Raw genomic sequence first — 15,216 nt, 5'->3', positions numbered from 1 at the left:
AATATCTTGCTTACCGATACTACTATTATTAATGCATTTATATAGTATCTGTCAAACTATATCCAATCGAATGTTGATTTTAATTAAAAAGGAGCCGAAATGCAAGGATTAATTCGTTAAAAGAAATTCGTCAAGGAGATCTTTAGCCTCTGTAATTGGTTTAGCCCCTGCTGCAATTAGCTGGTTACATCCCAATGATAGCGGAGCATCAATTCGTCCAGGAATTGCGCAGACATTCCGATTTTCTTCTAAAGCAATATTTGCCGTGATTAGGCTCCCGCTGCGTTTCTTTGCTTCCACAACCAAGAGCGTTTCAGCAAGGCCAGCAATAATTCTGTTACGCTCGGGAAAATGCCAAGCTAATGGCTTCTCGCCTAACCCGTACTCAGAAATCACCAGTCCCTGCTCAGCAACCGTTTGCTGAAGATACTGATGGTTTCGGGGATATACCTGGTCTAATCCAGAACCAATGACACCAATTGTCTTTCCCTGATTTTTTAATGTAATCTCATGACTTAGCCCATCAACCCCAGCTGCCAACCCACTTATGACTGTAATTCCCCGTTTTATAATTATTGGCAAGATTCCCTTTAGTGTTGCCTCCCCATAACTTGTCATCTGGCGAGCACCAACAACCGCTAAACCTTGTGTATTCAAAAGACTAAGATCACCCTGATAAAACAACACTAATGGCGGACAGAAAATTTCACTTAGTTGGCGCGGATATTCACTATCTACAATTGTAATATAGGACTGCTTCATATTTAATTGAATCTTTTCACGTAACTCAATACTGTCCCACTTTGTTAAAAGAGCATTTTGTGCACGAATACTAATACCAGCACGTTCAATTAACAGGCTAAGATTATTAAATACCCGTGCTCTTTCTGCAGTTCGCCATAGTCGCCACCGGGAAATTGGACTTAATCCTGGACAAAGGCTTAGTTTTAATAAAAATTCTCGAGCTTGTAACATAAAAATCCCCCCTACTATTATGAAGTGCCTCATAATTGTTAGACAAAAGTTCTAACGATTGTGAGGCACTTTTTATGACTAAATACAAACCTGACTTTAAAGCTAAAATTGTCCACGAATATCTGACTACTCCACAAAGTTCTCGAGCCTTGGGGCGCAAATACAGTATCAGTAGCCGACTGATCAGGAAATGGATTCAAAGATATCGCTTAAGTGGGATAGACGCCTTGAAACGGCGTCGTCATCCACGAACCCTTACCGCAGATTTTAAGTTGAGTGTGATAGACTACTACCAAACTCATGAGGAATCGATGGTTAAAGTAGCGGCTCGATTTGACGTGCAAGCGTGCCAAATTTCACTTTGGCGGTCACAGTTCAAGCGAGATGGTATTGAAGCCTTGAAACCTCACCCGAAAGGTAGGCCGTCAAAGGTGAAACATACTAAGAAACGACTTCGTCGTCTTACTAATAAGACTGAAGTGGAACGTTTAAAAGAAGAACTTGCCAAGAAAAGCCAAGAACTCTATGACACAAAATTGGAACGTGACATCTTAAAAAAATCGTTGGCCCTGTTCGGACCCTCCAAGGCAAAGAGAAAACGCAAATAGTTGATCAGATCAGGGCAGATCAAGCATCGCTACCGAAGAAATATCGCTATAAGATTGGTGACATTCTCCATAAAATCAACCTTCCTAAGGCTACTTACCATGATGAGCGCAAGCGCATCGCTAACCATCATGATAAATATGCGAGTGTTAAGCAAGTGATTCTTAGCGTGGCTAAAGAAGGGCAAGTCCGCGGACGATGGACCTACGGTTATCGTCGCGTGAACCAAAAACTGCGGGCAATGGGCATTCATTTGGCGGACATGACGGTGAACAAGTTGATGGCGAAATTAGATGTTCAAGTGGCACTGTATAATCGCCACCGTAGTGGTAAATACTCATCTTATGAAGGTAATGTGGGCACAGTTGCGGATAATCTACTAAAACAACAATTTCAGGCCACCATTCCTTATCAAGTCCTCCACACAGATGTTTCTCAAGTTCGCTTAGCTAATCACAGTTGGGCTTATATTTCCTCAATTATCGATGAAGCCAGTAAGGAAGTTTTAGCCTTCCAATTGAGTCAACATCCTGATCGACAGTTGATTACCGCTACTCTCAACGAGCTATGTACAAAGCTGCCTGATAATGCTCAACCAATTATTCATTCTGATCAGGGGTGGCACTATCAACTGGGGTACTATACCCAAAAGTTAGCTGATAATCACTTTATTCAAAGTATGTCCCGTAAGGGAAATTGTCATGATAACGCACCAATGGAGAGTTTCTTTCACCTGTTTAAGACAGAGTTATTAGATGGTTTCCCACCATGTAAAGACTTAGCTGAATTAAAATCACTCTCAGCTCAATACATTCATTACTTTAATTACCAACGTATCTCCTTAAAAACAAAAGGTATGACTCCGGTTGAATACCGAAATCATACCTTGGTAGCTTAAATAATCAATTTTGTCTAACTTTTTTGTTGCACTTCATTACAGTACGGAGAATTTTCAATTTAATATTATTTTAAATATTCTGGAACTGGATTAAATGAACGACGGTGGATTGGGGTTGCTCCTAACTCACGTAAACCAGCTAAATGCTTTTTTGTTCCATATCCCATATTTTCAGCAAAATCATATCCGGGATAGACCTGATCATAATCGCACATTAGGTGATCGCGGTACTCCTTAGCCACAATACTGGCTGCTGCTACACTTATTGATTTTTGATCTCCCTTAATTAAAGTGGTTTGGGGAATATCAAGCGCTGGTAAAGGAACAGCATCAACAATTAAGTGCTCGGGCTGATGATGTAATTGACGAACGCTTGTCATCATCGCATCTTGTGTTGCCGCATAGATATTTAACTGATCAATTTTCTGCGAATTATTAACTGCAATGCTAACCTCAACCGCCTCATTAACAATTTGCAGGTAAAGATGTTCTCGTTCATGACGGGTTAACTGTTTTGAGTCAGTGACCCCAATCAAATCAAACTCTGGACTCAAAATGACGGCACACGTTACAACCGGTCCTGCTAATGGGCCACGACCGACCTCGTCCATTCCAGCTACATACTGACATCCCTGCTGCCAATACTGTTTTTCAAATTTAAACCGCTGATGAAATGCGGCTAATGCTTGTTGATAGCGTTCTTCTCGTCGCTGCCACTGCTGAAGAGCATTTTGAACTCCCTTTCGCGGATCCTGAGATAACTCTAGTAATAACGGTGAATTTGAATCATGGAGTGTTTGAAGCGCTTGTTTAACCTCTGCAATCGTTTGCTTACTCATTAATTCCGTCCTCATTTAAGTCAGCTGGAATTTCCATCGTAATGGGACCTAGCTTCCCCTTACGTAATTCAAAGATTAACCGTTCACTGGCCCGATCATAATCATCACGAAACCCCATTTTCTCTGTAATTCTTAATAATAAGTCTGGATTAGAAACACTTTCATCTAAGTCAGCATCTGTTAATCGGTACCGTTTCTTTAATTCTTCTGGTTGTTGGCGCCGAAGATAGTCAAGGGCAAATAGGGCAACATCGTCTTTAGCGTAAAGACTATCTTTAATTGCCCCTGACAAAGCAAGCATTGTCCCCTGCTTCTGACTGGCAAATTTATGCCAAAGAACTCCTGGTGTATCTAGCAATTCCAACTCAGCCGATGAACGTAGCCATTGTTGACCCGTTGTAACTCCCGGACGGTTTCCAGTTACGGCAACATTCTTCTTTACCAGGTGGTTTAATAGGGTTGACTTTCCAACATTTGGAACCCCTACGCACATTGCCCGAATAGGTCGCTTTTTTAATCCCTTGGCTGCTTCTTCTGCTAGCTTATCATGAAGGATTTCTTTACTCTTAGCGGTAACAATTTTACTAACATTTTGTTGACGAGAATCAAGTGCTACCACTGGTTGGTTGTGTTCCTTAAAGTAAGTTAACCATTCATCTAATCGTTTAGGATCCGCAAGATCCGTTTTAGTCATAATTAATAAACGTGGTTTATCCCCTGCTGCTAACGCTATTTCTGGATTCTGTGAAGAATAAGGAACCCGGGCATCAACTAATTCAAACACAATATCAACTAAGAACATTTGCTCACGAATTTGTCGAAGCGCCTTCGCCATATGTCCCGGAAACCATTGAATTGTAGCCATTTATTTCATCTCCTAATTCATTGCATCGCGATATTGTTGCCATGCGGTATCAAAAATTGTCATTGAGGGTAAATAATCCGCATTTTCTTCTAGGTATTTTGAAATTTCGTCAAAATCCGTTGACTGCTTTGGAAAGGCTGAATCGTAGAACGCGTTATTAGCAAACTGTTCAACTTCATCCGCATCCGTAGGCTTTCGCTGCGTCATTAAATAGTGATAAAAGCTTTCACGAACTGCCATCTAATTTCCTCCTTTTATTTTTCAGGAACAGTAATTAGAAATTTAAACTGACCATTTTGCATGTTAATTTCTTGCGCTGAATACTTCAATTGTCGATTTTTACTATAACGATTTAAATCTAGCAAAACGGTCTCTTTCTTTGAATTAATGGAAACCCACTTAGGAATATTATAATTTTTTGCGATGTATCCCATCACAAACTTAATTGGGATATTGAGGCGCCCAACACTTAATCCTTTAGCACGTAAAAGAATGTTTCCCTGACTTGTCCGTTCAGGAATAAAATTAATTGCGAACCGAATCTTAGTACCAAGAAACCTAGTATCGCCGACTAACGTTGCGTATTTTTCACCAACAATAAACTTATATTTAATTTTATTATCCTTTAAAAAATTATCCAAATAATTTGCTGACAAGGCATTTACTTGTTTTCGGTTTAACTCCACCATTAATGATGAATCATTAGCCCTGGTGGTTTGCGACACTTCTGCTTGTGGTACTGGTGCGGTTGCCCGCTGAAGAACAACACCACAGCTAATTACAATTAACAAGACCAAAGTAATAAATGCCCATTTCCACCAGTTAATTTGTTTTTTACTATTCATTGACTATTCCCTCACGTATTCCCAACTATCGTACTTAACCATACTCTTAAACAATCGACTTGCCATGTGTTGGTATCCCAAATTATTCGGATGAAAATTATCTTCAGTCGAAATGTATTCGTTCAAATTATGGTCCTTGTTACTCATAATTGACAATAGTTGTGATTGCTGAACCTTTCCATGGTTCACTTTTTCTTCTTGTTGAATCAATTGTTGCCGTTGAGCTTTCGTTTGGTATTGACCATATGACATTACCTTATAAATACTAACAAAATGCATTTTTGAATATTTTCTTGCAACATTTTGAGTTGCCCGGTTCCACTGATTAATTGAGTCGTTAATTGCAGCTACATCTGGGAAGTATGTATAAACCGGATTATAAATACCAATTACAAAGATCGGTGCATGTTTGTTTTCTTTTCTTACAGCTGTAAATAGTTGGTTTAACTTATCTTCATATATTCCCTGTGCTTGATTAATGCTCGACTGAATCTTGGTTTGGGATTGCATCATAATGTCCTTTTCCAGTGTTTGCATTAAATCATTACCACCAACCGTCATTACGATTACATCAGCATTTCTTAAATCTTTCCGCATCTCTGCCTGCTTATTTAGTCGAGCAAGGATCTGGTCAGAGCGATCGCCACTTACACCGTAGTTAACGGTCGAAACGGCCGTTTTCTTATATTTATCTTGAATTTTCTGCTTTATAATGCCTACGTAACCGCCGTTTTTCTTCTCATCACCCTGTCCATAAGTAAGCGAGTCGCCAACTGCTACCAACTTCACGTGACGCTTTTCTACACGTTTAACTTGTTGTTCCTGTCTTACAGATGGTTGAATAAAATGCTGATAACCATACCATCCACCAACCACAAGAAGAGCAAACAAGAAGACGCCCCATAACCACTTTAATTTTTTCATTATTATTTCACTTTTTACCAAAAAAGCGGCATAGTGACTATGACCGCTTCCGAAATGTTTAAATTTAAACTATTCAGTATAGTAAAGCAAACAACAAGCTCCTAAACCTGTATGTGTGGCGATAATCGGCACGGTTTCCCGAACAACGATATCGAGATTAGGTTCAAATTCTTTAATCTTCGTTAAGAGACGGTTAACTTCACTATCTCCTTCAACATGAGAAATACCAGCGCCCATAACTTTAGGACCATTTTTCATCTCGTCTAAGATTCGATTCCACTCTTTATGAAGAGCTTTCTTTCCCCGGCCTTTCATAATAATATGGATCTGGCCATCATAAACTTGAAGCATTACCTTAATATTTAATAAATTAGAAAGGGCTCCCGCAAATCTGCTAACACGACCACCGGCAACCAAATTATCGAGGTTATCAATTGCCAAATAAAGCTTAGAATGTGCAAGAACATACTTCATTCGTTCGATCGCATCTTCAACGGAGCCACCATTTTCAATTACCTTAGCCGCCTCAATGATCTGGAAAGCCATTCCACGATCGGTTGTTTGGGAGTCGTAAACAGTAACCTTAGTTTTCGTCATCCCCGCAGCTTGCTCAGCCGCATGAACAGTTCCGCTAATAGATTCCATCATATTGACACATAGAACCTCACTGCCATCTTCACCAAGTTTGTTAAACGCATCAACAAACCGTCCAATTGGCGGTTGGGATGTCTTAGGTAATGATTTTGCGTTTTTCATTAGTTCTGGGAACTGGTCATTAGTAATTGTTTCCCGTTCCACATATACAGTTCCATCAATCATTACCGTTAATGGAATAACAGTAATGTCATACTTTTTTATTTCTTCTTCTGTTAATCCTGCAGAGGAATCACAAACGATCTTAATCTTTCCCATGAAAATTCACTCTTCCTAGAAAATGTTATGTTATAATAATCTAGTCCTTAAAACTAGATGATAAAGTTTCATGAACCATTATGCGATATAAATTTGCGATGGTCAACTTGTTTATTTATTATTTAAGTATAGCAAAAGTAGCGGTAAAATTCATCGCTACATTACATGAAAGGGGTAGAAAAATGGAAAAAAGCAGCGGATCAAAGCATTCAGTAATTATTGAGATTGGCAATGCAATTACCCACGGGATCGGCCTTGCCCTTGCAATCGCTGGTTTAGTATTGTTAATCGTCAAGGCTGTTAGGACTGGAAGCCCAATGAGAATCGTTACATTCACAATATACGGAAGCACCCTTGTATTATTTTATCTTTTCTCTACACTTTATCATTCACTTTACTTCACCAGAGCTCGGCGAATCTTTCAAATCTTTGATCATGATTTTATTTACATCCTAATTGCTGGTACGTATACTCCTTATTGTCTTGTAAGTATTAAAGGCTGGCAAGGATGGACCTTATTTGGGATCATTTGGGCACTTGCAATTATAGGTGTTGTCTATAAAAGCATTTGGTTAAGGAAGAAAAGTCACTGGTCAACACTTTTATATGTCCTGATGGGCTGGTTATGTATTGTCGCCTTTTGGCCACTTTGGGATGCTCTAGGTCCCGTTGGCTTTGGCTTGCTCTTTGCCGGTGGCTTAACCTTTACAATTGGCGCGCTATTTTACAGTCGGCCAACGCAGTATACCCATCTTATCTGGCATATTTTTGTACTAGGAGGGACTACCTTTATGTTCTTCTCAATCCTTTTATTTGTTTAACTCCCAGGTTTCAAACCAACAACTAGTCTGACCATCCTCGTTAACTTCATCACGATTAATCAAATGCCATTGATCATAATTGATCGATGGCATTTTTACGTCACCATCATAATGACCATTGATGACCGTTCGTTCAAGCTTGTTTACTAGTGGCATCATTAAGGAAAAAATTCGTGCTCCGCCAATCACATATACTTGATTGTCCGGTAACGCATCAATCAGCTGATCAAGGGTTTCAACATCATGGACAACTGTAACCTGATCATTAGCAATCGATTGATGAGTTAAGACAATATTCTGCCGCTGTGGTAATGGTTGACCAATCGAATTATAGGTTTTCCTTCCCATAATGATTGGGTGATTGGCTGTTAATTTGCGAAAATGTTCTAAGTCTGCTGAAACATGCCAAGGCAGCTGATTGTCCTTCCCAATCCAACCATCAAGATCCTCAGCCCAAATAAAATTAACTTCACGCATTTTTCTTTCTCTCCTTAATTAATTAAACCGCAACTGGTGCCTTAATGGCAGGTTCGTGGGTGTAGCCTTCCAACTTAATATCACTCATCTCATATTCGTCAATTGGCTTTGGTTCATCCGGTAATATTAGCTTTGGCGCCTTATGCGGAGTTCGTGATAATTGTTCCTTGATCTGTGAAAGATGGTTCAAGTAAATATGAGCATCCCCTAAGGTATGAACAAAATCGCCCACCTGTAACCCACATTGATGAGCAATCATATGCGTTAACAATGCATAGCTGGCAATATTAAATGGCACCCCAAGAAAGATGTCAGCACTTCGCTGATAAAGTTGACAACTTAGCTTTCCATCATTCACATAAAACTGGAACATCGTATGACATGGAGGCAAGGCCATTGATGGAACATCTTCAGGATTCCAGGCGGAAACGATCATCCGGCGTGAATCTGGAGTCGTCTTTATTTGGTGAATCACATTAGCGATCTGGTCAATTGTTTGTCCATTACTAGTTTTCCAGTGACGCCACTGGCTTCCATAAACTAAGCCTAAATCACCATATTTTTTAGCAAAATCATCATCGTTAACAATCCGGTCACAAAAATCACGTTTTTCTTTTAAATAAGCCTTTTTAAACTCAGGATCCTGAAGCCAACGATGACCAAAGTCTGTCATATCTGGACCATGATATTCATCACTTTCTACCCATTTTTTAAATGCCCATTCATCCCAAATATGATTTTTATGCTTTAAAAGGAATTGAATATTAGTGTCTCCCCGAAGGAACCATAACAATTCACTTTTAATTAAGCCAAATGGAACCTTCTTGGTTGTAAGTAGCGGAAACCCTTCTTCAAGATTAAACCGCATCTGATAACCAAAAACAGATCTGGTTCCCGTACCAGTACGATCACTTTTAGTGTGCCCATGATCCAGTACATATTGCGCTAAATTTAAATATTGTTGTTCATTTTCATTGATTGTCATTACGTATCCTCACTGTTAGTCAATGTAGTTACTTAAATATTCCCACCGCGCTGTTTTATCGTCAATTTCTTTTTTTACCTGGTCTAGCTCCTTTTGCAATTCAGCTAGTTTTTGATAATTGGCAGACTGTTCAGTCATCTGTTTCTCAATTGACTTACGCTTATTATCAAGTTGATCAAGATCATCGTCAATATGATCCCATTCCAACTTTTCCGCATAAGTTAGCTTAGTCTTCTTCTTTTCGCTTGAACTTGGCATTGGCTGTTGACGCTTGGCAGTTTGTTGCTTTTTTGCAGCTCGTTTTTGCTGCTGCTCTTCTTCAGCCTGCTTTTTAGCATCGGTAAGGTAATCAGTAAAACGTCCAGTGTAGCGTTGAATATCACCATTACCATGGAAAATTAATAAATCATCAGCTACTTTGTCCAAGAAATAGCGATCATGAGAAACTGTAATAACTGTTCCAGCAAAGTTATCCAGGTAATCTTCCAAAACCGTTAATGTTCCAATATCAAGATCGTTAGTCGGTTCGTCAAGAAGAAGGACGTTGGGCTGCTGCATAAGAATTTTCAGCAAGTACAGACGGCGCTTTTCACCACCCGAAAGTTTCCTAATCAACGTTCCGTGCATAAAGCGGGGGAATAAGAATCGTTCAAGAAGCTGGGTAACACTAAGCTTATTGCCGTCCTTATCGGTAACATTTTCAGCAATTTCACTCAGAAAACTAATCATTCGTTTATCATCGTCAATTCCCTCAGTTTGCTGAGTATAGTAACCAAGCTTTACCGTTTCACCAATTTTGAGCACTCCGCTATCCAACGGTACTCGTTGCGCAATTACATTCAACAGACTGGTCTTCCCTGCACCATTTTCACCGGTAATTCCAATTCGATCGCCAGCCTGAACCAACCAATCAAAATTATGGAGAATCTGGTGATTACCCAGGGTCAGATCAGCATTCTTAAACTTAATCACATCTTTACCGAGCCGTTGAGAACCTAAATTGATTGAAATATCTTCGTCAGTTTTTAGATTACCAACCTTATCTTCAAGCTCATGGAAACGATTAATCCGTCCCTTTTGCTTGGTTGATCGTGCCTTTGCACCGGTTCGCATCCACGCTAATTCCTTCTTGTATAACTGTTGATTCTTTTTCTCGGTATCTTTAGCTAACTCTACTCGTTCTGCTTTTTGCCGAACAAAATCTTGGTAATTACCATCATAATGATAAAGTTTACCAAATGACAGTTCCCAAATGTGATTAGTAACTTGATCGAGGAAGTACCGATCGTGAGTTACCAAGAGAACAGCTCCCTTATAAGAAGCAAGAAAATCTTGAAGCCAGACTACTGAATCAAGATCTAAGTGGTTAGTTGGTTCATCTAAAAGCAATAAATCCGGGTGTTGAATTAATACTTGGGCTAATCCTACCCGTTTTTGCTGACCACCAGATAATTCACTAACCCTTTGACTAACATTCTTAATTTTTAATTGGGTAAGGATCGTTTTAACCCGGCTATCAGCTTCCCATGCATCCTCTTGATCCATCTTTGCTTGCAATTTCGTGTATTGATCCATTGCCTGAGGATCTTCGGGGTGGTTGCTAAAACGATCTAGCGCAAGCTCATATTCCCGAATAGTTTGAAAAACAGGCTGGTCACCTTCAAAGATTGCATCCATAATTGTTTTGGTCGGGTCAAGCGCTGGCTGCTGTTGTAAATACCCAATTGTATAGTCATTAGGTGTGGTAATTGAGCCGCTTTCCGGACTTGTCCGCTTACTAATAACGTTAAGAAGACTGGTCTTTCCACTCCCGTTAACACCGATTAAACCGATTCGATCGTTTTCGTTAATTGTAAAGGAGACATTATCAAACAGGGTTTTCTCACCATAAGTACTGGTTAATCCCTCAGCTTGCATTGTTTGCATCTCGTTTTATCCCTCTTTTTTTATTTTTTCTGCTTCATTAATTAAGGTTTCCCTATCATTAGGCAATTCGCCGTTAACAACCTGTACTGTTAGCTTCTTAATGATCTTTCCTAGTAATGGACCAGGCTTTACCCCTGTATCGTTAATTAGCACTCCCCCATTAACAGCCAGTTCTTTACCGCTTTTAATGGGTAATGAGTTGTACTGCTTCATTAATTGTTCATCAGGAATTGCCCAGCCATATAATTTTGCAACTTGATTAGCATCCTGAACAGCATTTCTACCAGCCGTAAAGAAAGTCAACGGTGATAACTTTTTGCTCTTCAACCCCTGAATTACTGGGATCATCTTTTTAACGTTAGTGATCAGTTCATTTGAGGTCTTCCAGCTGCGAAGGAACTTACTAGCCTCCCGTGAATCAAATCCCAATTGGGTCACAATAACTGCCCATACCTGTTCTGCATTCCGTAATTGCCAGTTATTTAGCAATAATAGTCCGCTTAATTCAGTTTGCTTTCCTGCTAACCCTGGACAATACTGATAAAGGCCAGTTCGCAGAAATTCATTCAGGCCTGCTACCGGGTTTTGTCCCATTAATAGTTTTTCAAACTCTACCCGAATTCTTTCAACCGCTATTTTTTCCAATAAAGCAGCGTTTTGTTTAATCCCTGCTAATGTTTCCGTTGCAATTACAAAATCCAGTTTACTAGCAAAGCGAACCGCTCGCATCATCCGCAAGGCATCTTCATGGAACCGCTCATTGGGATCGCCAACAGCCTTGATTAAATGATGTTTTAAGTCATCCAGACCATTAAAAAGATCAATCACCTCACCATTTTCCTTCAACGCGAGTGCATTAATCGTAAAGTCACGCCGTTTCAGATCCTCGCTTAACGACCGAACAAAAGTTACCTTATCAGGACGGCGAAAATCTTGATAGCCAGATTCGGTTCGAAATGTTGTGGTTTCGTATCCCGTCCCATGATCAAGAATCATCACTGTGCCGTGTTCGATCCCGGTATCAACAGTGCGGTTAAAAATCGCTTTAATTTCACTTGGATAAGCACTAGTAGCGATATCAATATCGTGGATTGAATCGCCTAAGATCGTGTCACGAACGCAACCACCCACAAAATAAGCTTCGAATCCCGCGTCCTCAATTTTTTGGAGTACCGGACGAGCAGGTTCAAAGATTGGCGGTAAGTGTTTGATGATCATTTAATCAAGTCCTTCATTTTTTAGTCAACCTCGATTATAGCAAATCTAGCAAGGGCGTGTGAACTGTTGTAGATTCTTTTCTTTTGAGTGGTTTTGGTTTAAAATGTTAGTTAAAGTAAATATCTGCTTATCAAGGAGACAAAACATGAATTACCCATACCAAGATCGTTTTCAATTATTCTTGAATCAACAGGGGCTGGCACCACTAACAATTAAGACCTACGATGCTACCCTAACCCATTTCTTTACTTTTCTCATGGACAATCGACCAGAATTCGCTGCTGAACCAAAATTAAAGAACCTAACTGAATCAGATGTGCGGGCCTTCCTAACTGCCCTAAAAGAAGATGAAAAGATTACCCTTAGCACTTACAACAAGAACCTTTCCCACCTGAATCGTTATTTTCGTTACCTCTTCACCCATCAGCTAATTAAGATTTACCCAACTCTGACAATCCATGGGAAAGCCACTAGCAACAACAAACGATTAACAACTAAGTGGCTTGAGAAGCTTCCTGATATTCTTCAGGATGAGCACCTCCACTTCTATACCAGATTAACCATTTTCTTATCAAGTCGCGGTTATACCGTTAGTGAATTTCTTGCTCCCGGTTTTGAAAACGTTTGGAATAAGCTTTCACCAACAAGCTCAACAGAAAAACAGTTTATCGCAAACTTCAATCAATTTATTCGGCCACTTCAAGAACTTCAACACTCTTCGCGGATCTTTCTTAAACAGCGCTTCTCACCGGATAATCCCGGACTATCAAATGCTGGTCTACATAAATACCTGTGTCAAGATGAAAGCTACCTTGGCTTTAGCTTAGCGCCCAAATTTCTCCACCAGTCATTCATCCTCTACGAACTTGGTCACCATCCAGAACTTTCTGACGGCCAATTAATGGAGAAACTAAGACTCGATCCAGCTTCACTATTGTATTATCAAAAGCAATTGATTAACCGGAAGTAATAAAATAGTCTCTTAATATTCAAATCAACTTGGATATTAAGAGACTATTATCTTTTTACCACTCAGATATTAATGTTGCTTTCTAAAGGACAACCCGAACCCAAATAATGCGGAGAAGGCGCCTATAAAGATTAACCCTAAGTAATCATTCTCACCTGTTTGTGGAAGTTGTCGGTTAGCTTTTTGTTGTGAATTCATTAATTTATTATCTGGAAATTCAGCCTTTTCCTTTGATGATAATAAATTAGCATTTGAATTTTCACTGTTTGAATAAGTACTATTAATTATTTTCGAAGCTACAAAACTACTGTCACTTGGTTTAGCCGCATTGGAGCTGGCACTACTACTGTCACTCGGTTTAGCAGCACTCGAACTAGCACTACTGTCACTTGGTTTGGCTGCACTCGAACTGGCACTGTTGTCGCTTGGTTTAGCGGCACTCGAACTAGCACTGCTGTCGCTTGGTTTAGCTGCAATGGAGCTGGCACTGCTGTCACTCGGCTTGGCGGCACTGGAGCTGGCACTGCTGTCACTCGGCTTGGCGGCACTGGAGCTGGCAACTGCTGTCACTCGGCTTGGCGGCACTTGAACTAGCACTACTGTCACTTGGCTGTGCGGCACTTGAACTAGCACTACTGTCACTTGGCTGTGCGGCACTTGAACTGGCACTGCTGTCGCTAGGCTGTGCTGCACTTGAACTAGCACTGCTGTCACTCGGCTGTGCGGCACTTGAACTAGCACTGCTGTCACTTGGCTGTGCTGCGCTCGAACTGGCACTACTATCACTTGGCTGTGCGGCACTTGAACTAGCACTGCTGTCACTTGGCTGTGCTGCGCTCGAACTGGCACTGCTGTTGCTTGGCTGTAATTTTGCTAGCTCAGCTTCTAATGCTGTTAGCTTAGAATTGGCTTGTGCTAAGGCAACGCTGGCCTACTTAACTGCTTGAGTTGCATTATCATAGTTTCTAGCAGCTTGTAAATGCTCATCATTAATTTTATTTAACTTTGCACTATATTGGTTCAAAAAGGTAACTGCTTTATTGTACTCATTTTGATCCTCTGGGGATAGGTACGATGGATCAAAAGTATACCATCTGCCTAGGATTGGCCAATTCTCATTATGTAAATCCCTAAATTTTCCCATTTAGCATATGCCGCTTGGTAGTCAGCGTATACCTTGTCACGAGCCTTATTTCCTTGGTCCCTTAGAGGTTTTAATTCTTGCAGTTTTGCATTATATTCCTCCCTTTCCTTATCAAGCCTTTGAATGAGAGCTTGCTCCTGTTCCGAAAATGAGTAATTACCCTTTTTATTATCAAACATTTGCTGCATCTTATTATAAGCATCATTCCATTTCTGGAAATATTGATCGTATAACTTTTGGGCATCTGTCGATTCCATCTCATTATATTCGTTAAGCAACTGATTATAATTCGTAGATAATTGGGTATCTGTTTTATTATATAGCTCTATCGTTGTGGGCGCGTAATTTTTATATTGTCTTACATATCGCTGATTTCTTGCCCACTCTCCACCGATTTTCGTAAGCTCCTTACTGGCTTTATCCTGGGTAGTTTTAGCATTATTGTAATTAGCTTCTTTTTGGTTAACATCTGCTTGGGCCTGTTGGACTTGTTGTTCTAGTTGTTCACGCTTTTCTGTAACGTCACTACTTGATTGATCACTAGAACTTTGTGTAGTCCCTGTTGATTGATAGCTATCGGCACCATTTACTTGTTCCCCAGCATCGGCATGAACAGATGTGCCAAGATATAACCCACTAGCAGCAACAGAAACCGTCAAAATTGTTGCGGTTACCCAAGTTTTACCCGCTTTATATAATTTTTTATGTTCTCTCATTGTTAATCACGTCCTCCTAACTCCTGTCATTAGAACCGATTTTACTACCCCTCCCTCATAAAAAATCAAGTGTTTCTATTACCTCTAAATAAGAA

At 40.1% G+C, this 15,216-nt stretch carries 18 protein-coding genes; 5 read left to right on the top strand and 13 right to left on the bottom strand.

Annotated elements, in window-relative coordinates:
• Positions 1-108: 108 nt before the first annotated feature.
• The gene (gene dprA / locus PRK60_RS04255; RefSeq protein WP_102168841.1) at positions 109-975 is read right to left on the bottom strand and encodes a DNA-processing protein DprA; all 867 of its coding nucleotides are present in this window, start codon (positions 973-975) and stop codon (positions 109-111) included.
• A 74-nt stretch (positions 976-1,049) separates the two neighbouring features.
• Here dprA and PRK60_RS04250 point away from each other — a divergent pair, with 74 nt between their 5' ends.
• Positions 1,050-1,583: a helix-turn-helix domain-containing protein gene (locus PRK60_RS04250; protein ID WP_102169382.1), complete on the top strand. Its 534-nt coding sequence runs from the start codon at positions 1,050-1,052 to the stop codon at positions 1,581-1,583.
• A complete protein-coding gene (locus PRK60_RS04245; RefSeq protein ID WP_144356498.1) occupies positions 1,535-2,479 on the top strand; it encodes an IS3 family transposase in 945 nt (314 codons plus the stop codon). The genes PRK60_RS04250 and PRK60_RS04245 overlap by 49 nt, the downstream gene beginning before the upstream one ends.
• 65 nt (positions 2,480-2,544) lie before the next feature.
• On the opposite strand, the gene PRK60_RS04240 is transcribed toward PRK60_RS04245, so the two are convergent.
• From PRK60_RS04240 to PRK60_RS04215, 6 genes are all read right to left on the bottom strand, one after another.
• A complete protein-coding gene (locus PRK60_RS04240; RefSeq protein WP_273646373.1) occupies positions 2,545-3,318 on the bottom strand; it encodes a ribonuclease HII in 774 nt (257 codons plus the stop codon).
• Entirely contained in the window at positions 3,311-4,183 is an 873-nt protein-coding gene (gene ylqF / locus PRK60_RS04235) for a ribosome biogenesis GTPase YlqF (protein WP_273646372.1), read from the bottom strand. Before ylqF ends, PRK60_RS04240 begins: the two co-directional genes overlap by 8 nt.
• Before the next feature lie 12 nt (positions 4,184-4,195).
• The gene (locus PRK60_RS04230) at positions 4,196-4,423 is read right to left on the bottom strand and encodes a YozE family protein (RefSeq protein WP_102168838.1); all 228 of its coding nucleotides are present in this window, start codon (positions 4,421-4,423) and stop codon (positions 4,196-4,198) included.
• 14 nt (positions 4,424-4,437) lie between these two features.
• The gene (locus tag PRK60_RS04225; protein ID WP_273646371.1) at positions 4,438-5,028 is read right to left on the bottom strand and encodes a YpmS family protein; all 591 of its coding nucleotides are present in this window, start codon (positions 5,026-5,028) and stop codon (positions 4,438-4,440) included.
• A gap of 3 nt (positions 5,029-5,031) precedes the next feature.
• Positions 5,032-5,952 (bottom strand): SGNH/GDSL hydrolase family protein, encoded by a 921-nt coding sequence (locus tag PRK60_RS04220; protein WP_102168836.1) that lies wholly within the window; start codon positions 5,950-5,952, stop codon positions 5,032-5,034.
• Positions 5,953-6,021: 69 nt separating this feature from the next.
• Entirely contained in the window at positions 6,022-6,864 is an 843-nt protein-coding gene (locus tag PRK60_RS04215) for a DegV family protein (protein WP_102168835.1), read from the bottom strand.
• 182 nt (positions 6,865-7,046) lie between these two features.
• Between PRK60_RS04215 and trhA the strand changes: the two genes are divergently transcribed.
• Positions 7,047-7,685, top strand: coding sequence for a PAQR family membrane homeostasis protein TrhA (gene trhA, locus PRK60_RS04210; RefSeq protein ID WP_102168834.1), 639 nt, complete (start codon positions 7,047-7,049; stop codon positions 7,683-7,685).
• Here trhA and PRK60_RS04205 read toward each other — a convergent pair.
• From PRK60_RS04205 to PRK60_RS04190, 4 genes are read right to left on the bottom strand one after another with little or no spacing between them, the layout of a single operon-like run.
• Complete coding sequence (locus PRK60_RS04205; protein ID WP_102168833.1) at positions 7,674-8,162, bottom strand: dihydrofolate reductase; 489 nt, start codon at positions 8,160-8,162, stop codon at positions 7,674-7,676. The two genes, trhA and PRK60_RS04205, sit on opposite strands and share 12 nt — an antisense overlap.
• Positions 8,163-8,184: 22 nt before the next feature.
• Positions 8,185-9,147 (bottom strand): thymidylate synthase, encoded by a 963-nt coding sequence (locus tag PRK60_RS04200; RefSeq protein ID WP_102168832.1) that lies wholly within the window; start codon positions 9,145-9,147, stop codon positions 8,185-8,187.
• A gap of 15 nt (positions 9,148-9,162) precedes the next feature.
• Positions 9,163-11,073, bottom strand: coding sequence for an ABC-F family ATP-binding cassette domain-containing protein (locus PRK60_RS04195; RefSeq protein WP_178695752.1), 1,911 nt, complete (start codon positions 11,071-11,073; stop codon positions 9,163-9,165).
• Positions 11,074-11,079: 6 nt separating this feature from the next.
• Positions 11,080-12,291, bottom strand: coding sequence for a CCA tRNA nucleotidyltransferase (locus PRK60_RS04190; protein WP_102168830.1), 1,212 nt, complete (start codon positions 12,289-12,291; stop codon positions 11,080-11,082).
• A gap of 145 nt (positions 12,292-12,436) precedes the next feature.
• Between PRK60_RS04190 and PRK60_RS04185 the strand changes: the two genes are divergently transcribed.
• The gene (locus tag PRK60_RS04185) at positions 12,437-13,261 is read left to right on the top strand and encodes a phage integrase N-terminal SAM-like domain-containing protein (RefSeq protein WP_102168829.1); all 825 of its coding nucleotides are present in this window, start codon (positions 12,437-12,439) and stop codon (positions 13,259-13,261) included.
• A 69-nt stretch (positions 13,262-13,330) separates the two neighbouring features.
• Here PRK60_RS04185 and PRK60_RS04180 read toward each other — a convergent pair whose 3' ends face one another.
• A complete protein-coding gene (locus tag PRK60_RS04180) occupies positions 13,331-13,846 on the bottom strand; it encodes an LPXTG cell wall anchor domain-containing protein (RefSeq protein WP_273646370.1) in 516 nt (171 codons plus the stop codon).
• On the opposite strand from PRK60_RS04180, the gene PRK60_RS04175 reads away from it, so the two are divergent.
• Complete coding sequence (locus PRK60_RS04175; protein ID WP_273646369.1) at positions 13,837-14,208, top strand: hypothetical protein; 372 nt, start codon at positions 13,837-13,839, stop codon at positions 14,206-14,208. The genes PRK60_RS04180 and PRK60_RS04175 overlap by 10 nt on opposite strands.
• Before the next feature lie 151 nt (positions 14,209-14,359).
• On the opposite strand, the gene PRK60_RS04170 is transcribed toward PRK60_RS04175, so the two are convergent.
• Positions 14,360-15,121, bottom strand: coding sequence for a KxYKxGKxW signal peptide domain-containing protein (locus tag PRK60_RS04170; protein WP_102168826.1), 762 nt, complete (start codon positions 15,119-15,121; stop codon positions 14,360-14,362).
• Positions 15,122-15,216: the final 95 nt, after the last annotated feature.

Source organism: Limosilactobacillus portuensis (genome assembly GCF_028607025.1).
GTDB classification, from domain to species: domain Bacteria; phylum Bacillota; class Bacilli; order Lactobacillales; family Lactobacillaceae; genus Limosilactobacillus; species Limosilactobacillus portuensis.
This window is presented reverse-complemented; position numbering and strand designations above follow the sequence as displayed.